The organism is Actinomadura verrucosospora (genome assembly GCF_039540335.1).
GTDB classification, from domain to species: Bacteria; Actinomycetota; Actinomycetes; order Streptosporangiales; family Streptosporangiaceae; genus Spirillospora; species Spirillospora verrucosospora.
Genome location: NZ_BAABEV010000012.1, coordinates 120,283 through 145,014, shown reverse-complemented (window position 1 = coordinate 145,014; position 24,732 = coordinate 120,283). Strand labels below are relative to the sequence as shown.

General features: G+C 70.8%; 17 protein-coding genes. 7 read left to right on the top strand and 10 right to left on the bottom strand.

What is annotated here, in order from left to right; genetic code table 11:
• The first annotated feature begins 41 nt into the window (after positions 1 to 41).
• Complete coding sequence (locus ABD944_RS16205; protein WP_345177098.1) at positions 42 to 752, top strand: response regulator transcription factor; 711 nt, start codon at positions 42 to 44, stop codon at positions 750 to 752.
• On the opposite strand, the gene ABD944_RS16200 is transcribed toward ABD944_RS16205, so the two are convergent.
• Together ABD944_RS16200 and ABD944_RS16195 are read right to left on the bottom strand one after the other, a co-directional pair.
• Positions 709 to 1,464, bottom strand: a complete 756-nt coding sequence (locus ABD944_RS16200) for a hypothetical protein (protein ID WP_345177096.1) — start codon at positions 1,462 to 1,464, stop codon at positions 709 to 711. The two genes, ABD944_RS16205 and ABD944_RS16200, sit on opposite strands and share 44 nt — an antisense overlap.
• A 10-nt stretch (positions 1,465 to 1,474) precedes the next feature.
• Positions 1,475 to 2,251 (bottom strand): hypothetical protein, encoded by a 777-nt coding sequence (locus ABD944_RS16195; RefSeq protein ID WP_345177093.1) that lies wholly within the window; start codon positions 2,249 to 2,251, stop codon positions 1,475 to 1,477.
• Between the two features lie 467 nt (positions 2,252 to 2,718).
• Here ABD944_RS16195 and ABD944_RS16190 point away from each other — a divergent pair, with 467 nt between their 5' ends.
• Positions 2,719 to 3,648, top strand: a complete 930-nt coding sequence (locus tag ABD944_RS16190; protein WP_345177092.1) for a sigma-70 family RNA polymerase sigma factor — start codon at positions 2,719 to 2,721, stop codon at positions 3,646 to 3,648.
• Positions 3,645 to 4,784 (top strand): hypothetical protein, encoded by a 1,140-nt coding sequence (locus ABD944_RS16185; protein ID WP_345177089.1) that lies wholly within the window; start codon positions 3,645 to 3,647, stop codon positions 4,782 to 4,784. The genes ABD944_RS16190 and ABD944_RS16185 overlap by 4 nt, the downstream gene beginning before the upstream one ends.
• 4 nt (positions 4,785 to 4,788) lie before the next feature.
• Here the strand turns inward: ABD944_RS16185 and ABD944_RS16180 are convergent, their stop codons facing one another.
• The 6 genes from ABD944_RS16180 to ABD944_RS16155 form a co-directional block, all read right to left on the bottom strand.
• Positions 4,789 to 5,502: a nuclease-related domain-containing protein gene (locus ABD944_RS16180; RefSeq protein WP_345177087.1), complete on the bottom strand. Its 714-nt coding sequence runs from the start codon at positions 5,500 to 5,502 to the stop codon at positions 4,789 to 4,791.
• 35 nt (positions 5,503 to 5,537) lie between these two features.
• Positions 5,538 to 6,278, bottom strand: coding sequence for a hypothetical protein (locus ABD944_RS16175; RefSeq protein ID WP_345177085.1), 741 nt, complete (start codon positions 6,276 to 6,278; stop codon positions 5,538 to 5,540).
• On the bottom strand, positions 6,275 to 8,236 hold the full coding sequence (locus ABD944_RS16170) for a helicase HerA-like domain-containing protein (protein WP_345177082.1): 1,962 nt from the start codon (positions 8,234 to 8,236) through the stop codon (positions 6,275 to 6,277). Before ABD944_RS16170 ends, ABD944_RS16175 begins: the two co-directional genes overlap by 4 nt.
• A gap of 28 nt (positions 8,237 to 8,264) precedes the next feature.
• The gene (locus ABD944_RS16165; protein WP_345177080.1) at positions 8,265 to 8,591 is read right to left on the bottom strand and encodes a hypothetical protein; all 327 of its coding nucleotides are present in this window, start codon (positions 8,589 to 8,591) and stop codon (positions 8,265 to 8,267) included.
• A 30-nt stretch (positions 8,592 to 8,621) separates the two neighbouring features.
• Positions 8,622 to 9,740 carry a hypothetical protein gene (locus ABD944_RS16160; protein ID WP_345177077.1) on the bottom strand — a complete coding sequence of 373 codons (1,119 nt, stop codon included), beginning with the start codon at positions 9,738 to 9,740 and terminating at the stop codon, positions 8,622 to 8,624.
• Positions 9,741 to 9,906: 166 nt separating this feature from the next.
• Positions 9,907 to 10,485, bottom strand: a complete 579-nt coding sequence (locus ABD944_RS16155; RefSeq protein WP_345177074.1) for a hypothetical protein — start codon at positions 10,483 to 10,485, stop codon at positions 9,907 to 9,909.
• A gap of 101 nt (positions 10,486 to 10,586) precedes the next feature.
• On the opposite strand from ABD944_RS16155, the gene ABD944_RS16150 reads away from it, so the two are divergent.
• From ABD944_RS16150 to ABD944_RS16140, 3 genes are all read left to right on the top strand, one after another.
• On the top strand, positions 10,587 to 11,237 hold the full coding sequence (locus tag ABD944_RS16150) for a hypothetical protein (protein WP_345177071.1): 651 nt from the start codon (positions 10,587 to 10,589) through the stop codon (positions 11,235 to 11,237).
• Between the two features lie 142 nt (positions 11,238 to 11,379).
• The gene (locus ABD944_RS16145) at positions 11,380 to 15,198 is read left to right on the top strand and encodes a hypothetical protein (RefSeq protein ID WP_345177069.1); all 3,819 of its coding nucleotides are present in this window, start codon (positions 11,380 to 11,382) and stop codon (positions 15,196 to 15,198) included.
• A 280-nt stretch (positions 15,199 to 15,478) separates the two neighbouring features.
• Positions 15,479 to 16,027, top strand: a complete 549-nt coding sequence (locus tag ABD944_RS16140; RefSeq protein ID WP_345177066.1) for a hypothetical protein — start codon at positions 15,479 to 15,481, stop codon at positions 16,025 to 16,027.
• Between the two features lie 96 nt (positions 16,028 to 16,123).
• Here the strand turns inward: ABD944_RS16140 and ABD944_RS16135 are convergent, their stop codons facing one another.
• Together ABD944_RS16135 and ABD944_RS16130 are read right to left on the bottom strand one after the other, a co-directional pair.
• A complete protein-coding gene (locus ABD944_RS16135) occupies positions 16,124 to 20,176 on the bottom strand; it encodes a hypothetical protein (RefSeq protein WP_345177065.1) in 4,053 nt (1,350 codons plus the stop codon).
• Positions 20,161 to 22,803 carry an ATP-binding protein gene (locus tag ABD944_RS16130; RefSeq protein WP_345177062.1) on the bottom strand — a complete coding sequence of 881 codons (2,643 nt, stop codon included), beginning with the start codon at positions 22,801 to 22,803 and terminating at the stop codon, positions 20,161 to 20,163. Before ABD944_RS16130 ends, ABD944_RS16135 begins: the two co-directional genes overlap by 16 nt.
• A 150-nt stretch (positions 22,804 to 22,953) precedes the next feature.
• Between ABD944_RS16130 and ABD944_RS16125 the strand changes: the two genes are divergently transcribed.
• Entirely contained in the window at positions 22,954 to 24,714 is a 1,761-nt protein-coding gene (locus tag ABD944_RS16125; protein WP_345177060.1) for a CpaE/TadZ family protein, read from the top strand.
• The last annotated feature ends 18 nt before the right edge of the window (positions 24,715 to 24,732 follow it).

Below are 24,732 nucleotides of genomic sequence, written 5' to 3'. Positions count from 1 at the left end.
GCCACTCCGGATGGCTGTCGCACCCCCGTTATCATGGCGCCATGGCGCGGATCCTGGTGGTAGATGATGATGCGCGTCTCGTGAAGCTCGTGTCGGGACTGCTGCGCAAGCGCCACTACCAGGTCGAGTCGGTGGCCAACGGCGAGCTGGCCCGGCTGGCGCTGCGCCGGGGGGACATCGACCTCGCACTGCTGGACATCAACCTCCCCGACATCGACGGGCTGTCCCTGATCGACCAGCTGCGCGACCAGGGGAACACCACGCCGATCATCCTGCTGACCGCCCGCTCCGAGCCGCACGAGCAGGCGCTCGGGCTGCGGCTGGGCGCGGACGACTACGTCGTCAAGCCCTTCCACCCGGAAGTGCTCATCGCCCGGATCCAGGCGCTGCTCCGGCGCAGCGCGGGCACCATCGCCCGGCACGCCGGCGAGACCCGCGGCGACCTCCTCGACATCCCGCCGGTCCGGGTCGACTTCACCGCCCGGCAGGTGTTCCGGGAGGGAGCGGAGGTGCGGCTGGCCCCCATGGAGTACGCCGTCCTGGAGTTCCTGGCGGTGAACCGCGGCCGGGCGGTCTCGAAGGAGGAGATCATGCTGCACGTGTGGGGCACCGACCGGGGCGTCTCCCGGACGCTGGCCGAGCACGTGTCCCGGCTGCGCCGCAAGCTCGGCGACGGCGTGATCGTGACCCGGACGGGATTCGGGTACCTCATTCCGGCGGCTCCTGAGGATTCCGCAGCCACAGCTCGGTGACCAGGACGTTCTGCGCTTCGAGCCGGCACCACATCTGGTCGCCGTCGGACTGCATGGTGGCCCGCCACCGGGCCAGCCCCAGCTGATCGCCGACACCGCTGGTCACGCGGGCCGGCCACGGCAGCCCGATCCGGGCCCGCATCGACTCCAGGTCCGACCGGGTCAGGTGCCGGGCGACCGACCGCACCGTGTGGACGATGAAGTCGCCCTGGTCGCGGGCCGAGACCTGCTGGTGGGCGAGCGCGCCCAGCAGGGCGGAGTGGGTCCGGACGGTGTCGGCCACGATCCGGTCCGCCTTCTCGCCGGGCGAGCACGCCTCCTCCAGGTCGGTGAGCAGCCGGGCGAGCCCGTCGATCGCCGAGCCGAGCAGCTTCGCGTCCTCGTCCCGGTTCCCGGAGACCGTCTCGCCGAGCAGCCCCGCGGTGACCGAGGCGATGGTGAGCTCGCCCGCCATCCGGTGGGCGAACCCCCGGGTGAACCGGTCGTGCCACAGCTCCGGCGGCGTCTCCCCGTCGTGCCCGATGATCACCGCGGACGCCGGGGTCAGCGGGATCGCGGTGAGCGAGCCGCTGGTGAAGACCGACCGCCAGGTCAGCGCCTGGCCGGCCGCGACGAGCGTCTCCCGGTCCAGGGTCCCCCCGGCCGGGCCGCTCAGATCCTCTACGCCGCAGGGCGGGACCCCCGCCCGGGCGTGCACGACCACCGGGACCACGGCGGTCGCCTCAGCCCTTCTCCGCGGCGGCCTTGTCGGCCACGAGCTGGTCGAGCGCCTCGCGAAGGTCGGTGCCGGTCTTGACGACCCGCACGTAGTGGCCGGTCAGCCGCCCGGCGAGCTGGGCGTTCAGGCCGCCCTCGCCGATGCCGCCGGAGAGCTGGTGCTCCTCGACGGCGACGATCGCGTTCCCGCGCTCGGCGAGCGCGTCGGTGACCTGCACCGGGTTCATGGCGTTCACCAGGAAGGCGGCCGGGTCCTTGGCGTACTCGATGATCTCCAGGCGCTCCCTGCCGTAGCCGTGGTTCAGCAGGTTCTGGGCGCCCTTCAGCCGGCTCGCGCCGCGGCCGATGCAGGCTCCCCGCGCGTCGACGCCGGTGACGGTGGGCGCCACGGCGATCTTCGTCTTGGTCCCGGCGACCCGGGCGATGGCCTTGATGACGACCTTGCCGTTGAGCAGTTCGTCGACGAACCCCGCCAGCAGGCGCTCGACGAGCTCGGGCGCCGTGACCGAGAGCATGAGCCGCTCGGAGCCCGGGTCCGCGCCGGCGGTGACGCCGACGACCAGCGCGATGACCTTGCTGCCCGCCGCCAGTTCGGGCGGGGCGGCCCCCTCGGGCAGGTCGAAGGCGTCGGCGCGCGGCAGCAGGGCGTCGCGGGCCTCCCCGGTCGCGACGTCATAGACGGCGCAGCGGAACCCGTCCGGGCCGCTCGACCTGATGTGTGCGGTCACCGTCGTCCCGACGAGCGGAGATTCGAGACCGAGATCGCTGAGGATCGTTTGCACCGTCGTTCTTCCTTTCGTTGGCAGACGAGGCCCGTGGCCTCGCCTGTTCCTACCGCAGCCTAAGCGCCTGCCCCCTGCCCTCTAGAGTCCGTCGGTTCCGGAATCCGCAACCCGACGCGGGGAACTGGTTCGGCGTTCCCGCTGCCGGCACACCGCGTGTACACCAAACGACCATCAGCGGGGCAACAGCTGATCCATAGAAGGTCAATTTTCTGTCAACGAACTTGTCGGGGGGATCCCTCTCCGGACTGTCGCGCGCCTCCCCGCGATGCGCTCAACTGCGATCTTCCGCCGGCGCCCGGCCGAGCGCGCGTTTTCAGCGGCCGAGCAAGTGTCTCGCGACCGTCCGAACGGCCTGCGAACGTATCAACGATCTGTTTCAGTTCCGACCGTTCCCGGTCCGTTCGGCATCGAACGTGCATAGCTACAACTCCAGCCTCGCATTCCCGACTAGCCGAGGGAGACGGATGGACAGCGAGCAGCCAGGGCGTGGTGAGCGCCCCACCGCCGACGAGTTCCGTACCCGCAACGACGAGCTCTTCGCCCGTCGCCACGAACTCCAGGAGCGCCTCGCCGCGCTGCGTGCGCGGGCCGACTCCGGCGAGATCGACATGCTCTCGGAACTGGTGCTACGGCGGGTCGAGCGTGAGTTCGACGACCTCACGCTGGAAATCATGATCGCGAACTTCGGCCTCGTGCGCCGGTACGTCACGATGTTCACGTCGAAGTCCAGCGAGCACATCGAGGACTTCGAGAGCGCCGGCAAGGTCGGGCTCCTCTGGGCGATCGCCTCCTACGACCCCAACCGCGGCCCCTTCGCCAGCTGGGCGTTCAAGCCCATCCAGCGGGAGGTGCTGCGCGCGGTGCGGGACGCCGACCACCCCAACCTCAATCCCGGGGACTTCGAGAAGCGCCCGGCCATCCTGGCCGCCGAGCGGGCGTTCCTGGAGGAGGCCGGGCCGGACGCCCCGCTCGACCACGCCGACATCGCCCGCCGCGCGGGCGTGACCGAGGCCCAGGTGCGCCGCGTGCTCGACGCCCCCCGGCTGGACAGCCTGCACACGGTCGCGGGCGGTCCGGGCGAGGACGACGTCGCGTGGGAGGACCGGCTGCCCGACGCGTCCCCGAGCATCGAGGACGAGGTGATGCTCCGCTTCGACCTGCGCGCCCTCAGCAGCCGCGGCTTGCCGTTGCTCGACCCCCGCGAACGGTACGTACTGACGCGCCGGTTCGGACTGGACGGCGAGCCGGAGCAGGCGTTGCGCGTCATCGGCGAACGACTCGGGCTGTCCCGCGAAGGGGTGCGGCAGATCCAGCAGAAGGCGCTGGCCAAGCTGCTCCAGCCCGTCGTCGAGACGCCCGAGGGCGCCCGGAGGATCGAAGGACGGGCAGGATGAACGACGGACGGGAGCACGCGGGCGGCCCCGGCGCGGGAGCGGCCGGCGGCGCCGGGGAGGCGTCCTCGTGGGTCATCATCGATGACACCGCGGACGCCGCCGAGGAACCCGCCGCGGCCCCGCCGGCGGCCGGCGGGAAGTCCGCCGCCCCCGAGTCCGAGCAGCCGCGGCGCGACGCGGAGCCCGCGCAGAGCGACCCCTGGGCCTCGCTCGGGACCTGGGACTCCTGGAGCGCCGCCCCGGGGGCGCCCACCGAGGCCCCCGGCGGAGACTGGAGCGGTCCCAACTCCGCGCCCGGCTCCTCCGCGCCCAGCGCGGCGCCCGGCGGAACCGGCGCGAAGGCCGCCGGTTCCAAAGCCCCCTCCGGAAAGCGGAACACCCGTCCCGCCCCGTCGACGAACCCGCCGCGCTCCCAGCAAAGCGTCCCGCCGCGCTCCCAGCAGAACGTCCCGCCGAGCCCCCAGCAGAACGTCCCGCCGCGCTCCCAGAACAACGTTCCGCCAAGCCCGCCGCAGAACATCCCGCCGCGCCCCCAGCAGAGCGTTCCGCCAAGCGCGCCGCAGAACATCCCGCCGCGCCCCCAGCAAAGCCTCCCGCAAAGCCCCCAGCAGAACTTCCCGCCGAACGCTCAGCACGGCGTTGCCCCGAACTACGGCGTCGCCCCGGCTCCCAGCGCGCCGACTCCCAGTGCGCCGCCGAACCATGGCGTGCCGCCGGGTACGCCGCCCGGGTCGCCCTTCGGCGCCCCGGCGAGCGCCCCGCACACCGCCGCCCCCGGCGTCGGCTACCCGCCCGCCAGCGCGCCCGGTGCGGTGCCCGCGGCGCCGCCTCACGGCTTCCCCACGGCCGGGGGCGCGTACCAACCGGAGCCCGCCGCGGGCTGGGCGCCGGCCGCCGACCAGAACGGCGCCGCCGGCACCCCGCAGAGCGGCTGGTTCTTCGAAGAGCACACCGACGACGTCCTCCCGGACGAGGCGCCGGACGAAGCCGCAGGCGCGGTCCGCCGCTCGCGGTCCGGCCGGCTGCCGGGGCTCGGCGGCGTCGACCTCATGCCCACGCTCATCACCCTCGTCATCACCTGCATGAGCGTCCTGCTGGTCGTCGCCTCGCTGATGTGGCGTCCGGAAGTGCCGTAGCCGGTCAGGCCGGGGCCGCATGCCAGAGGCCCCGCATCGTCTCCCGCGCTTCCTCCGCCGCGCCGAAGACGCGCGGAGCACGGTCCAGGACCGCTTGCAGGTCCCGTGCGGAGCACACCCACACGCCGTCGGCAGTGGTGAACGGCCGATTCCGCATTCCCGGCACGCACACGACCGCCAGGACCGTCCTGCCGCCCAGCTTGCGGGACAGCCTCCGCGCCTGGTTCGCCGCCTGCCGGACGGGGTCGCCGTGCAGCACGCGCTTGCCGACCCGCATGGTGCCGCCCTCGGCGGAGACCCGGCCGTGGCCCGTCTTCACCTCGATGGCCGCGGCCCCGCAGCCGCGGGTGAAGACCACCGTGTCGCAGTCGCCGCCGCGGGAGCCGAGGACGAGCCCGTAGGCCGCCGCGACCGAGTCCGTGCGCCGGACGGCCGCGCGCACCTCGCGCTCGGACCGCGCGCCCACGGCCGACCGCCGGGCCTGCCCCAGGGCCCGCGTTGCGCGGATCCACGCGTACCCGCATCCCGCCGCCGCGGCCACCCCGGCGACCGCCGCCGACACTCTCAGCGCACCGCCGTCCAGGAGCAGCGCCCCCAGAAGGGCGCCCGCGGCCGTGAGAGCCAGCGTGGCGGCCCCGGCGGCGTAGAGAGACCCCCGGGTCCGGTGGCGCCACATCTGCCGGGAGACGAAGTCTCCGGCCCGTCCGACCTCGTACATGGATCTCCCTTGGACGCTCACTCCGGGGCCGCGGCTCAGGCCCGCGCGCGGAGCCGTTTGCGGCGGGCCTGTTCGGCGTCCGCACGGCGCGGCGTGGGGCGGCCCTTGGAGTCCTGCGCGCCGCGCGCCTCCCCGCCGGCCTCGCGCGCGCCGCCCCGGCGCTTCCGGACGTTCTTCAGCGCCCTGAACCAGGCGACGCCCTGCTCCGACCCGTCGCGGACCACGTCCCGGACCTCCCGGGCGAGCCGCCGGACGAGCCGCCAGACCGCCAGCGCCATGCCGGCGATCATGAAGTTCAGCACCGAGGCCAGCCCGGCCACCTGCCCCCAGGCGGCCGCCTCGCGCACCCCGCACCGGCCCGTGCTGAAGAGCCCGCCCGGGCACTCGCTCGGCACCAGCACCACGAGGGCTCCCGCGGCCCCGGCGAGGGCGCACAGCGCGGCGGCGGCGGTGAACCTGCCGATCGTCTTCTTCCAGCGCCGGTGGAGCCGCACGTTCAGCCGGACCACCGCGGCGGCGGCGACGCCCGCCGCACCGGCGGTGACCACGTCCCCCACGTCGAACGTGACGACGTCCCCGGCCTGGAGGATGAGCAGCCCGATCGAGAGGCCCGCGAGGACGAAGCCGAGCAGCACGATGATCGAGGACTCCAGGGCGACCGCCAGAGGGTCGATCCGCCGTTCCCGCGCCTCGTCGTCCGGCCGCGCCTTCTCCTTCGGCCGCTCCTCGCCCTTCGGGCGCGCCTCGTCCTTAGGACGGCGCCGCGGCGGCCTCACACCGTTCCCCTCGTCCCCTGCGGGCCGCCCAGCGGCATCGTGACCGGCACGCCGTGCGGCGCGGGCGGCTGGTAGCGGTCCAGCTCCTGCTTCCGCATCGGAATGATCACGTACTCGACCCTGCTGGCCGGCTTGTTGACCCGCAGGTACCCCTCACCGGTGCCGAGGGCGCGCAGCTCCTTCGGGAAGACGATGTACTGCTCCTCCCCCATGGCCTGCAGGTTCTGGGTGTGGCCGTCCTGGCCGACGCGCTCGCTGAACTTGTTGTTGTCGCGCATGCCGAGGAAGTCCGCGCACTTCTCCGCGGCCTCCGGGGACGACTGGGCCATGGCGATCAGCCAGTTGATGTTCTGGGTGAGGCGCGACCAGTCGTCGCCGTCCTTGTCGATCCAGTCCGTCGGCCCCTGGGTGCAGAGGATCATGTTGAACAGCGCGGACCGGACCCTGGACAGCATGTTCATGGCGATCTCGCGATCGATGAAGTTCGCCTCGTCCACCACGATGAGCCGCGGCTTGTCCTTGGGGGCGCGGCCCTGGATCCGCTGCGCGGCGTACACCGACAGCCGCTGCAGCGCCGAGGAGGACAGGATCTTCGCCATGTCGGGCTGGCCGAGGGAGTTGAGCCCGATGTAGGTGAGCCCCTCCCGCCGGACGTCGATCATCTGGCGGTCCTGCCCGGGAACCAGGATGCGGCGGCCCGCGCCCGAGTCGTACAGGCCCGTCAGCTTGGTGCCGAAGCTCGCCGCCGAGACCCCCTCGTCGCGGGACGGCCGGAGCACGTTGGTGTAGCGCTCGGTGCAGTGGCCGAAGCCACGGACCCCGTCGATCGCGAGGACCTGCTCCTTGACCGCGCCCTTCATGTTCTCGCCGTGCTCCATGATCTTGCCGATCTCGAGCATGTTGGGCGGCGCGAAACGGTCCGGCGCGACCTCGGCGGCCTCGTGCAGCATCTGGACGACCTGCTGGAGGACCTTGCGGTTCAGCGCCTGCCAGTAGGCGTCGTCGAACTCGACCATCGTCATGATGGTGTCGAACGCCTCGTCGGCGGACATGCCCGCGAGGGCGTTGAACCAGAAGGCCGGCTGCTCGTCGCCGAGGGCGATCTCCTGCATCGGCATGCGGTGCGCCTGCGCGTAGGCGCGCAGGAAGTCGCGCAGGCCGCCCGGCTCGGTGTCCTCCTTCATGTCGAGGACGGTGACGTCGAAGCCCATGTCGAGCGCCGCCCCGATGATCCACATCAGCGTGACGGTCTTGCCGCTGCCGGTGGAGCCGACCACGGCGCCGTGCATGCCCATCTCCTGGGTGCTCAGAAACACCGGCCGGTCGTTGGCCCCGAGCCCCAGGGGGATCGTCTTGGCCTTGATCGGCGTCTTCCTGGCCTTCTCCGTGGCGTAGGGGCCGTGCACCGCCGGGATGTCGGCCACGGTCACCCGGGTGGCCACCCGCTTCTTCAGCATCTCCCGCCGGCCGTCCCGAGGAGTGATCGGGTCGTCGACGAGCTCCTTCTGCCGGAACCAGGTGCCGTCGAACAGGTCGACGAACTTCTTCTTCTTGCGCAGGAAGGACGACAGCCCCATGATCACCGACCCGCGGGCCCTGCCGACGATCAGGCCGAAGAGCCCCGCGAGCACCGCGGTCAGCGACAGCAGCACGGTGACGGGCACCTTCCCGGGCTCCCCCGGGCCGAAGTCGGCGAAGCTGGCCAGCCAGTAACCGTAGGCGTACGCGTTCTCCTTGGCCCGCAGGGCGAGCCCCACCACACCGGCCAGCGTGACGATGGCCCAGTCCCGCCGGGCGAGGAAACGGCGCAGCGGGATGAGCAGGACCCAGGCGCAGAGAGCCGGGATGAGCACGGCCAGGATGACCGCGAACACCAGCAGGACCACGGTGGGGAAGACATAACCACCACCGACCAGGTCCGTGGGTCTGTCGTCCGGCCTGCCCCTCGAGTCCGCCATCGTCACTCCTTACGCTGAGGTGCCTGCGTCAACCGCCGCTATTGGCGACGCTGTTGACGCTGTCGAAGATCTTCACGACGAGGCCGCTCATCATGTTGACGCCCTTGACGGTGATACCGAGGTTGAACAGCATTCCGCCGATGAGCAGAGCGAACATGAGCGACTTGAAGGCCTCACCCGGACGTCCACGGCCGATCCCGTTGACCATCCGGAGGATGCCGATCACCACGATGACGACCGCGATCGCGCCGCAGATGGCGACGAGCGCCTTGCCCGCGGGCGAATCGAAAAAGCTGTCGCTACCCTTGGTTCCAAGATCTGGTCCCGCAAGTATGTACAAACCAGGAACTGACATTCTCATTCCCTCCAGGTTGTAAGGCCCCGGTCAGTTCTGCAGTGCGTTGCTGTAGGGCTCCATATCCGCCGCGGAACCGGCAGGACCCCACGCGAGCACTGGTGGTTGCGCTCCGCTGGCTCCCACCAGCAGATCGAAGTCAGCGAAGCTAGTGAATGGTTGAACGGTCTTCTTTCCAGGAACCGTCCCGGGCTGGTCCGCTCTGGCAAGCATGATCCGCACCCGGACGACGAGCTGGTCGTCGAGCGTCTTGATCGCCGAGAGGATCTGCACGGCCTGGGGCGAGTCCGCCAGGCGGAACCCGGACAGGCCCTCGTACCGGTGGGAGGGGTCCTGGTCGCCGGTAACGGCGAGCAGTCCCGCCGAATCGCCTGTTGCATAGGCCGCGGCCCACCGCAGAATCTGGTTTTTGGACTCGGTGCTGACCTGTGTGGTCAGTCCGTTGTAATTGGTGTAGTCGCCGGTTCCCTTCGGCTTGCCGGCCCCGTTCTTCCAGACCGAAAAGGCGGGTGCGGCGGCCAGCCGGGGCCCTGAGGGGTCGAGCAGCACCGTCACGTCCAGCTGGAGCACGTGCGAGTTCACCGACGGGGACTCACTGCTCCCGGCCTCCGGCCCCGGACTCGTCGTGGGAGCGCCCTGCGGGGTGGCGCCCGTCGCGCCCGGGGTCGGCGCGCCCGGGGTGGACGCACCCGGGGTGGGCACACCCGCCTGGGGCGCCCCGCCGGTCGGAGACGCGGGCGTCCTGCCGGCCGGAGACGCGGGCGGCGTGCCGGTGGACGCCGGGGAGGGAGCCGGCGAGGTCCCCGCCCCCGAATCGTTCATCACGACGAGGAAGTGGTGGACTTCGAACTCGGTGAAACCGAGGTCCTTCGTCCCGAAATGCTGGGGGGTGAATCCGACCCAGTTCAACGCCCGGTAGTCGAGCGGGGTCGCCTCTGTCCCGCCGGTGCCTTGCGCCAGCGCCGCCTGCGGGTCGAAGGACTCCGCGTGGGGCACGTCCTGCTGCCTGCCGGTCAGGAAGTTGACCGCCGCGGTGTACGCCAGGTCGCGGCCCTTCGGGTCGACCGAACTCAGGTCCGTCTCGCCGCTCCCCTTGGAAATGGCGATGACCACGGCCACGATGCTCAGCCCGGCGGCGAGGAAGAGCACGGCCAGAATCCTCCGCGCCCGTCTGCGAGCGGTCGGCTCACTGGAACGCCGGGCGGGCACCATGGTGAAACGAGTGGGTGACTGTTCCGGCATTGTCCCTCCTCTATTTGTCACGCTGCAGCCAGGACCGTGCGGCCCTCACCCGGATGCGCAAGTACCTGTCGGCTCACCCGCGGCGCTTGCCGCCACCGCGCCCACTGGACAGCTGGGTGGAGGCCTTCAGCGCTCGGCCCTTGCGGCGCGGCGCCCGCAGCCTGTCCGCCCCGGGGATCTCCTGCAGCGGGTAACCGCGCGGGTCCCAGCGGACGGCGTCCACCGGAACGCCGCCGGGGAGCATGCGGACCGTGCCCGCGGCCGTGCGGCGCAGCGGCGCGATGCCGATGTACAGCCGGACGGGCCGGTCGTCCACGACGAGCCTGCGGTTGCGCGTCCCGTTGATCTGCAGCCCCAGCCAGGTCGCCAGCGACTCCCCGCGCAGCGGGGAGAGGTTGACGGTCGCCCAGCCGGCCGCTCCGCCGAGCACCGGTCCGTACATCAGCGCGTTCAGTCCCGGGCCGAAGACCAGGAAGGCGAACAGGAAGCCCGCCGCCGCTCCGATGAGCACCGCGATGAGCGTGGTCAGCCTGACCGTACGGGGCAGCGTGATGTCCTTGTTCACGCTGCCGATCACCGCGGGCGGCGGCTTCAGCATGTTGGTCGCGGCCAGCATCGCCGGCCCCCTGACGCGGTCGTCCTCCTCGCTCATGCCAGGAACCGTGCGCGGTCGCGCCCCGGACGCCATAACGATTCGCGACACATCACCGCCGGCCGGTTGCCCGGACACCCGCGCCGGCGACGGTCAGAGGCATGCCGAAGATGACCGACTACGCCCGCCAGGGCTTCCGGCGGCGGCGCCTGTTCCAGGACACCGAGCTGCCCGAATGGTGGAACATCGCGGTGTGGGCGGGCGTCGGCGGCATCGTCCTGATGCTGGCGGTCAGCGCCGTCCTCGACCGCGGCGACTCCTCCGGCGCCCCCACCGCCGGGAGGCAGGCGCCGAGCTACCAGGTCCAGACGCTCGACCCCCGGACCCTCACCGAGTCGCCGAGCCCCGGTGAGACGCCCAGCACCTCCGCTTCCCCTTCGCAGGTGCTTCCGACCGGGGCCTCCGCCAACGACTTCACCGCGACCGCCGCCGCCAAGGTCCCGGTGACGGGCGGAGGCACGACGGTCGTCCCGGCGGGCGCCCTCAACCTGGCCACGGCCGCGGCCTCGGCCACGGTGTCCGGGAACTGGAAGGGCATCCCCTTCATCGGCGCGGCGCGGCCGTCTCCGGCCAAGAAGGGCATGGCACCGGGCTCGGCGGTGCAGGGGATCACCGTCGCGGACCCCACGAGGACGGGCAACAGCCAGTACCTGTTCAGCGCGACGATCACCCGTCCGGGCGGGGCGCGGCCGGAGGTCGTGCAACTGCTCGTGGAGCCGGACGAGCGCGGATACGCCTTGCGGGCGGGCTAGCGCGCACTCGCGCCCGTATACGGCCGTCCGTTGCCCTCACCGCGAATCGGCGGACGGTCATGGTCGATCGTCTCCCGCGTCCGGGGGGTGAGCGTAGAGCTGAGCAAGGGTAGCGGAACCGAGGTAGCGGCTAATGCCCTGGATGGACGAGGACAGCAGCCCCGGGAAGGGCTCCGAGATCTCACCGCGGCCTCTGGACGGCGGTGAGCTTCTGGGCGACCCGCCTCAGCCCACGTCCGGGCCGACGGCGCTGCAACCGGTGGCGGAGGGCGAACTGCCCGACGACCTGGCCGTGCTCACGCCGGAGGAGGTCGCGACCCTCGATTCGGACCCCCGGGTCGCCGCGGCGGCCCAGCAACCGCAGAACGTCGCCGACATCCTCGCGGAGCAGGCGGCCATCGACCGCGGCGTGGACGGCCAGGGGAAGAACCCCTACGGCGACGCGTCGCTCCTGGGCGGACAGGTCAAGCTCAACAAGCTCAATCCGCTCACCGGGCAGCGGGCGGCCGGAGCCGCCGCGAAGGGCGCCGCCGAAGGCGACCCGAACGATCCGAACAAGGCCTTGGCGAACGGCGGGTCCCCGCGCGGGGTCAAGCAGGCTCTGAGCGACGCCGCCAAGAACGCCGCCAAGAACGCCGCCAAAGACGCCGCGAAGAACGCCGCCGAGGAAGTCGCGGGCAGGTACGGCCTGACGATGCCGGAGGGCGACACCAAGGGCGACAAGATCGCCCATGGTGTGGGCCAGGGCGCCAACTTCGCTCTCGGGCGCTTCCTCGACCGGTACGCGCCGGGCGTCTACGACAAGGCCATGAACAACCGGCTCGGCCGCTGGCTCGTGATGCGCCAGCTCAGGTCGTCCCCCCTCGGGAAGCTGGCGCCCGAGTCGTTCTGGGCCGGTTTCCAGAGCAGGTACACCAAGGGCAACCAGAAGAACAAGAAGAAGAAGGACAAGGCCAGCGCATCCGGGTCGAGCAGCGAGCACAACCGGAGCAGGCTCAAGATCCTGCTGACCGTCGGCCTGCCGATCTTCGCCGCCTTCATCTCCATTCTTCTGATCGCCGCTCTGCTTCTGGGCGTCAACGTCGACGACGACAACCCGGAAGCCCAGCCGGAGCCGAAATCGGACGAGAAGGTCTCCGAGTACTTCCCCGGCAACTGGCAGCGCATCCTCAAGCAGGCGTCGGAGCAGACCTCGGGCAGCGCGCAGGACTACTCCGAGGTCCCCTGGACGATCCTGGCGGGGCTCGCCAAGGCGCAGACCGACTTCGCCCGCTACAGCCCCTACGACAATGTCGACCGCGACCCCGGGCGCAAGTCGAAGGACGTTCCCGGCGGCAACGGCTCCGGCGACGGCAGCACGGGCGGCGTGGACGTGAACGCCAGCAACACCGTCGGCGCTGGGCCGGGGCCGGTCGAGGGGGTCTCCGGCCCGGGCTCGACCGCCACCGTGCCAGGAACCGGGAGCAACCACGTCGCGCCGCCGGACGGCGACTTCAGCCACCAGCTCGGCTGGTTCCTCTGGGCCCTGCGCATGCAGGAGTCGAACGGCGTCTACGACCGCAATGCCGGGACGAACCAGAGCACCGCCTGCGGCGCCTACCAGTACATCACCAGCACCTGGAACAACTACGGGGGCTACGCGAGGGCGTGCCAGGCTCCGCCGAGCGTGCAGGACCGGCGGGCCAAGGAAGACATCATCCGGATGTGGAACAAGTACCACATGTGGCAGCCGATCGCGGTCGACCACTTCACGGGGAGCTGGGGCCCCAGCCCCGAGAAGTGGGACCAGTGCCCGGGGGCCTGTGACTTCAACCCGACGGCCTGGAAGTACGTCGACGGCGTCATGACGAAGATGCGGGCCGCCGCGCAGGCGCACCCGGCCGGCTCCGCGGCGCAGCCCGCCTCGTACCACCTGCAGCCCGAGGGGCCCCGGGCGGTCCCCGCCGCGGCGGCGGCTCCCGCGTCCGCCACCACGGGCCGTGCGGCCGCGGGATCGCCGGGAGCCGCGAGCGCCGGCGTCTACGCCTGGGGTTGCGACGTCGCCAACCCCGACCCCGACATCGGCGGCAAGGACAACCAGGGCACCGGGCCGTACCTCCTCACGCCCGCCGCGGCGGGCCAGATGCGGATGCACGGCCTCGATCCGCAGAATCCCTGCCAGTCCTCGTACTTCGTCGCCTTCGAGCTGGTCAAGGCGGCGGAGAAGGTCCACCGCGACCCGAAGAGCCCCCAGTGGAAAGCCGACGGCAACGAGAAGGACCAGGCGGAGGCGCGCAAGTACTGGAGCAAGGCGATCGCGACCTCCGGGATCTTCATGGAGCGGACCGCCAACCCCGACGGTCCCTGCGCCGTCCCTGCGCCGGACGACCCCGAGAAGCCGTGGTCGGTCAGCTTCAAGATCATTACGGTCTGGCGCTGCGAGACCAACCGCATCCAGAACCTCTACCTGGTCACCGACGGCAAGTACCAGGAAGGGCAGTTCAAGTACACGGTGGAGGACAACAGGCCCGCCGCCGTTGAAACCCTCGTCAACGAGGCGATGTCGGTCAGCTATGGAGCCGGCAAGTGGAAGACCGAGGGGTGCGACGACAAGAAGGACTCGCGCCAGGGGATCTTCCCGATGACCAAGAAGGAGGCGGAGGAGGCCGGCGTCGAGGACCGGTGCGATGTGGACAAGAACATCGCCGGCGCCGCCAAGCTGGTGCTCTCCGTCGAGAAGGTCCCGCCGGAGGACCGCCCGAAGGACCTCGGCGTCTTCCAGCCGATGGTCGGCGGCTGGCAGAAGCTCAGCATCGCCATGGGCACCGACCTCAAGCTGTTCTCGCTGATCGGGCCCGGGCAGGAGTCCTTCGAGGCGTCCGACAAGTGCATCGCGGTGATGAGGAAGTTCCTGACCGACGTCGCCCCGTACGCCAACGAGTTCGCGTCGCTGGACAAGCCGCCGGGCGTCGACAAGGTGTACAGCGAGTGGCAGCCGAAGCTGGATGCGGTCGAGAAGGCCCACGGCATCACCGACCCGGGTGACGACCCCGCATGCATGATCGGCTCCTGGGCCCCCGGCTACAACAGCACCCTCTCCCAGATCGCCGCGGACCTGGCGGGGAGCGGGGCGGACAGCACCAACCTCAACGGCCTGGGCAACTACTACCAGGGCAGGGAGGAGGCCAACAAGGAGACCCCGCCGGTCGTCGGTGAGGACACCCTCGTCATTCCGCGACTGGCGCTGCGCCCGCTGAAGCCGGTCGGCGCGCCGATCGCCCCGGACGCGACCGAGGCGTGGACCCGGCTCAGCAACACGCAGGGGATCCTGTTGCCCCTGGAGCAGGTCGCCGTCGAGTACGCCTGGTTCTTCGGCGGCGTCATCCCCCCGTTCGACAGCGCAGGCAAGCTGATCGGGTCGCTCGCGACCGGCGGCGGCGGCACGTTGGACACCGGCACCGTGCAGGTGACGGTCGGGCCCGACGGGTGCCCCGAGAACGCCCCGGGCAACACCCTGCGCCAGGGGGCCAAGGAGATCGGCATCCGCAAGCTGTGCGTGGACTCGGTCGCCCAGGCCCGCACCCCGCAGGCCGCGATGGCGATCAAATGGGCCCTGACCCACCTCAACTGGATCTACACCCAGAACACCAATCCGAGCGCGGGCCCGACTCGCAACAGCGGAAACTCGGCCGACTGCTCCAGCTTCGTCTCCAGGGCCTACCGCGACAGCGGCGCGATTCCGAACCTGTACCAGGGCAACGCCCCCACCACCCATACACTCCGGCAGGTGTCCTGGGTGCACAACATCCCGTTCAGCCAATTGAAGCCCGGCGACCTGGTGGAACCCACTTATGGTCATGTGGCCATGCAACTGGCCGACGGCTACAAAGTGCACACCAACACCAGCACGGACGTTTCCAGGGTCGAGCGCGCCTACGACAGCGCCGTCTGGTCCGGCTGGGTCGACGCCAGCAAGGTGTGATAAGCCAATCCGCGACTGACGCCGTTTCCGCGTGACAAAAAACATGCGGAAACGGCGTAACGGCCGTTTCCCGTCGGCGTCGGCGCTCGATACGCGAGCCTCCCGGAAACGAACACAAGGAACCGTCCGCTTGCAAGTAGGTGCGTAGTGCGCGACAATTGACGGGCACATTGCAAACAGAGCCGACCCGGCCCCGTTTGCGTCTCATCAGACGCGCACAGAAGCCGGGTCCATCCGCCGGCTTCTCGCGCCTTCCCCGGAAGGACTAACCGTGACAAGCGTGAAGCCCAAGAATCTGGCAATCGTACTCGGTCTCCTCGCCGTGGTCGTCGCGATCGCGGCGGCAATCGGCATCACCCTGACGAGTTCGGGCACGGAGCACGACGACGGCCGACCCGGTCGCACGACCGCGAACCCGACCCAGCCCCAGTACGACGAGTACTTCGCGTGGGCTTCGGAGGGCAGCAAGTTCGGCCTGCTGCACTTCAAGGCCTACCGCGGCGTGGGCAAGCAGGTGACCGGGGACTACACCCAGGTCACCTGGTCCGGCTCCGGCACCAAGCTCCCGGAGGACCCGAAGCCCTTCACCGGCTACGGCACGGGTTCCGGGTTCGTGTTCAGCGGACTGCGGGACACCGGGGGCGACATCGAGGTCACCGTCTCCAACGACCACCTCCAGCTCGCCGACACCCTCACCGGTGTGGCGCTGCATGAGTGGACGCGCATCACGTCCCCGAAGGAGTTCTGGGACAAGGTGGCGGAGTACGACCTGAAGTACACGGACTGCCGCACGCAGGGCGTCAACGCCTGCGAGCACGTCGGCGGGTGAACGTGAACGCCGACACCGACACCGACCGGCCCCCACCCTCGAGAGGGTGGGGGCCGGTTCTGCGTTCGGGCGAAGGATCCCGGGACTACGACCCGCTCATCTCCCGCTCATCTGCCGGCTGAACATCTCCCTCATGATGTGGCGGATGTCGGCCGGCTGGCTCTGGCTCGACGACATCCGGGGGTCGCTCTGAGACATCGACGCGCTGTTCCTGAACGCCTCTTCCATGTCCCTGATCCTGTCGGCCACGCTCTGGCCGCTCCGCTCCTCGCGGGAGATGCGCCGCGAGAGGAGGTCGGTGAGCCGGTCGACGGCGTCCATCATCGAGCCGGCGCCGTCCGCGTCGTCCAGCGGCCGGGACAGGGCGCCGAACAGCCTTTCGACCTCCTCGTGCAACTGCTGCTGGTCCCGCCGCATCTTCGCCGTGAACCGGTCGGCCAATCGCGCGATCTCGCTCATGTCGATCGCGCCTCCCCCCGATCCGGCGGCGCGGACCTGGAGTTCGCAGACGCCTTGCGCCCCGGAGAACGCGTCGATCGCGTCACGCACTTGCGTGCCCACGTTCTCCAGGTTCCGCACGCCGTCCTGGATCTGCCGGCGGAACGAGCCGAGATCGACCTGGAAGTCGGCTCCGAAGCCCGAGGCCTGCGCGGCGTTGATGTCATTGAGCTCTTGGAGGAGGTTGCGGAGTTCGCCGGCCTGCCGCTGCATCTGCTGCCAGGCCTCCCCCGCCGTTCCGGAGTTGACCCTGACGTTGCTGAAGCCGCCGACGACGTCCTGGCGCGCCGCGTCGCCCACGTCCATCACGTTCTGGGACGGACCCTGCAGGTGGACCGTGGGCGGCGAGGTCGGCATGGGCGGTATCACCGCGTCGATCTTGGCCCACTCGCGGCTCGCCGACACCGCGACGTCCTCCGCCCGGCGGGACGTGATGCGGATCCCCTGGATCTCCGGGTCCTTGCCTCCCGACACGACGTGCGCCACCCGCTCGCGCACCTCCGGAAGGCGCGTGTCGAACCCGTTGGCGAGCAGCACGTCGACGTCCTGGCCGTCGGAGGTGACGTACCCGCGCTCGGCCGCCTGCGCGACCAGCCGGGCGATCTGCTGGTCGTTGGTCTCCCCCGGCTTCTTCTCCAGGGTGTACGGGTCCATGTGGTAGATCCAGTGGCCGAACTGCTCGGGGGTGAGCCCTTCCGGGTACACCATCCGTCCGGTCACCCTGTCGAACTTCGGCGGAGCGGGGAGGGCCTGCCCGCTCATCCCCATGAGGATGTCGTCGGGCTTCAGCCCCATCTCGTCCGCCATCTGCTTACGTCCCCGCTCCAGCTCCGCCTCGTTGTCGAATCCCGTGAAGTCGGGGTGGAGCCCGTTCGGCTGCCCGGCGCCCCACAGCCGTGCCCGCCTCGCGTTCAACACGTCCTCGGTGCGCTCGGCGATCAGTCTCTGGCGTTCCTCGGGGTCGCTCACCCTGATGATGTTGCGGTGCCAGTCGTCGGCCTCCCGCATGGCCGTCCGGGCACTGGCCGCCGTGGGCATCCCGGCCGCGAGCGGCGGACCGGACGCGCCTGCCGCACCCTTGCCGAGCATCTTGGGGCCGATCGCGTCGCCGAGCGCCTGGCCGCCGCGGACGGACGCGGCGGCGCCGGTGAAGGCCATCAGCGGCAGGGTCGCCAGCACCGCCGGCGGCGCCATCATCGTCAACCCGGCCAGGCCCGCGGTCAGCCCCGCGTACGCCGCCGCACGCTGCTTGGGCGAGCCGGACGCGGCCTTGTGCTGCAGATTCATGACACTGCGCTGCAGGCGCGCGCGTCCGCCGTCGTACTTGTCCTTCGCCCAGTCGGTGACCGGGCGGGCCGCCCGCTGCGCACGCCGCTTCGCGGCGCCGGCCACCGCCCGCGTCGCGCGGTTGTCGAGCATGCGCCGCTGCAGCGACCGCTCGTCCAAGGCGCCCAGCCGCGCCCGGCCCACGCCGAGGCGGGCGAGGCGCTGGGACACCTGCTGACCGGCGTTGCGCGACAGCCTCGGGTCGCCGCTGCTCCGCATCACGATGGCCGTGGCGAATCCCGTGGCCCCGCTGGTGGTGGAGATGTCCCCCAGGCTCAGGATCTTGCTGATCTTCTTGAACAGGAACAGCGCGACCAGAGGGGCCGCGCCCTGCGCGACCTGCTGGAAGAAGTTCGGTGTCGCGTCGTTGGTCGTCGCCTCGATGGCCTGGTACGTGGTGTCGGTGAACATCGTCAGGAATGTGAGACCCAGGGTGAAGAGGAAATCACCCGCCGCCGCCGCGCCGGTGAGTTTGAGCACCCGCATTCCCTGCGGCAGACCCGCCCCGATCAGCAAAAATGTTATCGGCAATATCATGACCAGGCCTGCCAAGCCCACACTTGACACCGTCATACCTATCGCCATCGGTCCCATGACGAACAGGAAGACGAAGGCGACGATCATCGACAGCAGGCCCTGGGTGAGACGCTGGGCCTGGTTCTTGCCCAGCCAGGCGCTCACGAAGTTCCAGTCGGCCTGGCAGGCCGGCTGGCTCGCGTAGCATTTCCCGAGCTTGTCCTTGAGTTCGTCGTCGCCGTTGAAGTAGAACGGCCCCATCGTGCCGTTGTCGCACATGAAGCAGAGAACGTCGATGCCGGCGACGCTGAGCTGGGTGCCGCTCTTGTCGTTCTCGTAGCCCTTGTTGCTGAAAAGCTTCCCGCACGCCTTTTTCGCGTCGTCGATGTCGGGCGCGTTCCACTGGTCGATGAGGGGCTGCTCTTTGGCCCCTCCCCCGTCCCCGCTGTCGGGTCCCTTGCAGGCGCCCCAGGCGACGAAGATCATCTGCTCGTCCGCGCCGGGGGAGATGAAGTACCCGCGCGCCATCTCCGGCTTGGTGGTGCCCGGCTTGAGTCCGACCGACATGTCGTAGGCGTTCATCTTGCTGGCGGAGGACACGTCGGCCTTGGCTTCGAGGAAGCGGCACGACGCGTGCGCCGGCGAGGGATAGTCCTTCGTGCCCTCGCCGAACTGCGCGGTCTGCCAGGAACGGACGAGCGAGATCTCCCACATCTTGCTCACCTGCATCAGCGTCGTCGTGCCGTTGTCGCCGAGTGAGCTCGCCGCTCCGTTGCCCTTCTCGTACTGGTCGTAGAGCGTGGCGTCGAGGGCCGCGCAGGTGACCTTGCCGGTCCCGCCGCCCTGGTTGTCGTAGAAGACCGGATTAGTGTCCTTGCCCTCGTTGAATCTTCCGATCTTCTGCAGGCTGTTGAGCGAGGACGAGGCGACACCGAACCAGCCCTGGACGGTCGTCGCCATCCACGGCGCCGTGTACGGCGCCGTCGGGTTGTCCTGGTGCTTGTCGGCCTGGTCGCCCATGAAAAAGACCAGGCCGTTCGCCGCCAGGAACACCGCGACCAGCCGCATCGCCGCGGCCGGCCCCTTGCGGTTGCCGCCGGTGGCGGACCACCTCTTGACCACCGCCGCCAGGACGAACAGCCATGCGGGGATCAGGAACCAGGCCGCGTAGAGCGAGAAGGTCCGCACGACGGAGTTGATCGTCTTCGCCGCGTCCGTCTGGCAGATCATGTCGAACGAGTAGCCGAACCCCATCAGCGTGCCGATGATCCGCCAGCAGAGCCCGGCCGCCATGAACATCAGGCCCGCGATCATCGAGACGAACCGCTGGGTCTTGAAGATCCGGGCGTTGTCCACCACGAAGAGCTCGAAGGACGTCCACCGGTGCAGCGGCAGGTAGTCCCTCTGCTCCTTGTAGTTCGAGCACACGTCGGTCGACCCGGTGGGCTCCCCCGGGTCGGGCCGCAGCGGCGCGGCGAGCAGGCGCCCGTCGGAGCCCGTCCCGGGCTGCGCCACCGGCACGGACGACGCGACCGGCGCAGATGACGTGACCGGCGCAGATGACGTGACCGGCGCGGGCGATGCGGCCGCCCGTGACGACTGGCCTCCGGACCCGAAGCCCCCCGTCTGTCCGGAGAGCAGGGCCAGACCGCCGAAGACGGTCAGCGCCAGCGCCCACACCAGCAGCTGGAGTCCGCGGCGCGGGCTCTGGCGCGCCGCCTTGGCGCCGCCCGACTCCCCCTGGCCGCGGGGGTTCCCCTTCCGGGGGTCACCGGAACGCCCACGACCGGGCCTCAGCCGACGAGCCATTGGTTCTGCCCCTCCCCCGTCTGCGGCGGCGCGGCGTTGACGTCGTGCCCCGTGTGCGCCGCGGCGCCGATGTCCTCGCCCGCCGGGGCCTGGGCCGCGCCGTTCTGCCCCGGCGGCGCGGCGGCCTGGTCGATCTGCGCGGCCGCGGTGACGGCCGCCTCGTACTCGGCCCGCTCGGCCTCCTCGCGCTGCTTGCGGGCCTCCTCGCGCCTGCGGCGGTCCTCCGGGTTCGTGCTGTACGCCTCCGCCGCCTCGGGCGGCGTGGGGCCGAGCACGACCTGCGCGTGCCGCCCGAACAGGTCACGGAAGATCCCTCGGGCCCAGCGCGCCGGCTTGCCGTCCTCCGGCGGCAGCGGGCCGAACTCGCGGATCTGCGCGAGCCGTTCGGCGGTCGGCTGCAGGCCGCACAGCCGCAGCGCCGTCTCCGCCTCGCGCTTCTCGTTCAGCTTGAGCACCAGCACGCGGCTCAGGTAGGACTCCAGGTCCTTGGTGACCACGTCCGCGATCCGCTGGGTGAGGAACACCGGCATGATGTTCAGCGACCGGCCCTCGCGGGAGATGCGCTGCAGCGAGGCCAGGCCCTCGGCCTGCGAGAGGAAGGTCCACGCCTCGTCCACGATCAGCACGCCCGAGCGGTTGGCGATGAGGATCTCCAGCGAGGCGCGGATGACCAGGCGCACCGCCGCCAGCGCGATGCGCTCCGACACCGAGTACTCGCTCGGCGTCTTGCCCTCCGGCAGGCCGAGCTCGCGGTCGAAGTCGACCAGCGTGAGCCGCTGCGACATGTCCAGGCGGGGCAGCGGCTGGAGGGCGATGCCGAGGGAGAACATCGAGGACGCCTCCATCTGCTGCTCCACCAGGCCGCGCACCCGGTCCGCGTCGTCACCGGGGACGTACTTCAGGGCGTCCCAGACGCAGCGCGCGCCGTTGAGCGCGCCCCGCTTCAGCCCGGAGCCGAGCGCGAGCCGCTCCGACAGCGACAGACCGTCGCGGGAGTCGTCCAGCGCGGACAGGATGTGCACGTTCGCGATCTCGGCCGCGATCGTCGGCGGCGCGTACCGGAACGGGTCGAAGGCCCCGGGCGACTCCTCCAGCGCCGACATCGACACGCGCCCGGCGGGGATGCCCAGCCTCTGGACGTAGTCCACCATCCCGTAGAGGGAGTCGCCGCCCTTCGGGTTCACGAAGATCACCGGCAGGCCGTTCAGCGCGGCCTGGGTGGCGACGGACTGCGCGAAGAAGGTCTTGCCGCTGCCCGGGTCGCCGAAGATCCCGAAGACCGGCGGCAGGTTCTTGCGCGGAGCGCCGAGGGGGTCGACGAAGAACGGCGTGCCGTCCGGGTCGATGAGCCCCCCGTAGACGCCGATGTCGTCACCGAGGTCGGAGAACGCCTGGAGCCCGGCGTGCGAGACCATCGGCACGTTGACGTCCTGCAGGAACGGGTTCACCCGGACGGAGGAGCAGGGCAGGGTCTCCTCCAGCGCCTGGATCTGGCGGTGCTCCAGCGCCTTCATCTGGATCCCGTAGTACTGGGCGAGGAACTCCATGTAGGTCTCGGTGGCGTCGGTCACCTCCCGCGCCATGACGAAGCTGCACCTGGCCAGCATGGGCTGGTTGGAGTTCGCGAGGTAGTCCTCGACCTCCTTGGCCTGCTGGAAGGTCTGGGACAGCTCGACCTTCTCCAGGTCCTGGGTCTTGCGCTCCTCCTCCATGTTGTTCATGATCCGGCGCTGCGCCCGGCGGGCCCGGGCCCGCGTCAGGTTCGCCGGTTCGAGCTCGGCCCGGATGGAGATGACGTGCGGGGCGTCGCCGGGGTGGCTGATCACGTCCAGCGCCCACTGGGCCTCCGGGGACGGCATGATCGGCTGGTCGAACCGCATGACCGCGGCCATCTCCAGCTCGCCGATGCCGGTGACGCCGAGCCGGGTCGGCATCTCCTCGATCACCGCGTCCGGCCCGCGCCCGAGGTTGTACCAGGACTCCAGCTGGTCGAGTTCCTGCCGGGTCGGCAGCTGCGCGTCCGCCCGCTTGAAGATCCCTTCGAGGTGCTCCATGTCCTTGCGGAAGTCGGCCAGGTCGGGAACGTCGTCCGCCATGGAGTCCTTGACCAGATCCGTCAAGGCCTGGAACGTCGCCATGCCGCCCTGCGAGCCCTTGCCGGCCCGGGACGTCTTGTCCATGAGCGACGACCTGAGCTGCACGCCGACGAACAGGACGCGCTTGGGGGCCAGGAAGCCGAACGCCTCGGCCTGGTAGGCGCGCAGCTCCTCGGTGTTCTCCTTGGGCGGCGTGACCAGGTCGTCCCAGGTGATCGAGACCAGGTGGACGTTGCGGTTGTTGGACAGGGTCGCCAGGCCGCCCACGGGTTGCCGGGACGTCCGGCCCAGGTCGCCGAGAAGCCTGGACAGCGGCGCCGCCAGCGACAGCTGCTCCGCCGGGTCCTCCCATTTCATCGGCGACAACCGCACGGTGCGGTACATCCACACCTCGCCGTTGTAGCCGACGTAGACGCCGTCGGCGGTCCGCCAGGCGTAAGGAGTGGTCCACATGGTGGCGGTGTCGGCCTCGGAACGGCCTGCGCGGCTGGTCCCGGTGAGACGTCCGAGCGCCGCCCTCAGGTTGACCATGTGTTGTCATCTCCCAGGTCGTGTTGGCTCTCAGGGAGACAGTCCGGCATCCGGGGCTGGCGGCATCCGTCATTGTCCGCACAGTCGCTAAGAGAGATTCCGGCCGCTTCGCCGACCGGGTGACAACCAGAGCGCTGAGGACACTGAGTGATGGCAATTGCGCCGAACCTCGTCGTCGCGGGGGATCCGGGCGTCGCCCGGAGTTTGCGGGATACCGGCCGGTTCTCCGCGGTGTACGACGCCGCCTCCGCGGCGGAACTTCGCGACCTGTCCAAGAGCGGGCGGGTCGGTTCCCCCGCCGCCTTCATGTTCGCCCCGGGGTTCGTCGAGGACCTTCCGGGCGCGGGCGTGGCCGTTCTGGCGAACGGGCTCGCCGGCCGCGGCTTCACCGTGCTCGTGCACGGGTACTTCGCGGATCGCGGCGACGCCTTCGCCCCGGGCGTCCACGTCATCGGCGGGCAGCTGAAGATGTCGGACCTGCTGGCGCTGTTCGGCATCGCCGGCAAGCCCCCGGCCCAGCCCGCCGCACCGCCTCCGGCCGCGGCGCCGCCTCCGGCCGCGTCCCAGCCGCCGGCCGCGGGCCGGCAGCCGGTGGCCCAACCGTTCGCGACCGCCCCACCACCATCCGCGCAGCCCCCGGCCGCGCAGCCCCCGGCCGCGCAGCCACCCGCTGCGCAGCCACCGGCGCCGGCGCCGCCCGAGCAGCCCGCCGCCACCGGCCAGACCTCCGCCGGCGGCTGGAACCCGAACCCGGCGCAGCCGCCGTCCTTCGCGCAGCCGCCCGGGGCCGCGCCTCCGCAGGCCGTCGAACCGCCCGCGCCCTCCGCCCCGGCTCCCGTCTCCCAGCCGTGGCCGGCGGCCGCGCCGGGTCAGCAGGGGTTCGCGGGGCAGCAGCCCGTCCCCGGAGGCCAGGTCGAGCCCGCCCCGGCCCCGGAGTCCGCGACGAGGCAGGACCACAACGCGATGCCGGCCCAGCCCGTCTCGAACGGATGGCCGGGGCCGCAGCAGACGCCCGCCGCCGCGCTGGTCAGGGCGGAGGAACCCGCCCCGGCCCTCGGACGGGTCATCGCCATCGCCTCCGCCAAGGGCGGCGTGGGCAAGACCACCACGGCCGTGAACCTGTCGGTCTACGCGGCCAGGCATCTGCACGCGGCCGGCCGGCCCGGGAGGGTGGCGCTGGTCGACACCAACTTCCAGCAGGCCGACGTCGCGCGGTACCTGAACGTGGAGTCGCCGACGATCCTCGACCTGCTGCGGTCGAACGGATCGCTCAGGGTCGAGAACGTGCGCGCCCATCTCGCGCACCTCCCGGACGCCGACCTGTTCACGCTGCTCGGGCCGCAGGACATCACCATGGCCGACCCGGCACTGATCAACGCGATGCTGTACCGGCGGATCATCGCGGTGCTGCGGCAGGCGTTCGACTTCGTGTTCGTCGACACGCCCGTCGCCGAGCTCTACCACATGACGTTCACCGACCTGGTCCTGCCCGAGGCGGACGCGATCCTGGTCCCGGTCGAGCCCAACCGGGTGACGCTGGAGGCCGCCCGAGCCTGGCTCAGCGCGATCACCATGCCGCGGCACTCCCGGAGCGGCGGCGTGGACCCCGAGAAGCTGTCGCTCATCCTCAACCGGGCCCGCGCCGACGTGGACTGCAGCCCGGAGGACGTCATGGACCTGATGCCCGGCTGGCGGTTCGTCGGCATGATCCCCGAGGACCTGGAGTGGACGCAGGCCGCCAACAACCGCCGGTTGAACGCGCTGCAGATCGGCCCGGACCTGGACGTCACCTTCCGTGAGATCCTCCAGTTCGTCACCGGGGACCCGGTGTTCGGCCAGGCCGTGGCCGCGCAGCCGGCGGGCAACCGGGGCGGCCTCCTGAAGAGGATCCTCGGCATGGACCCCAAGTGATCATCTTTGATCCGGCCC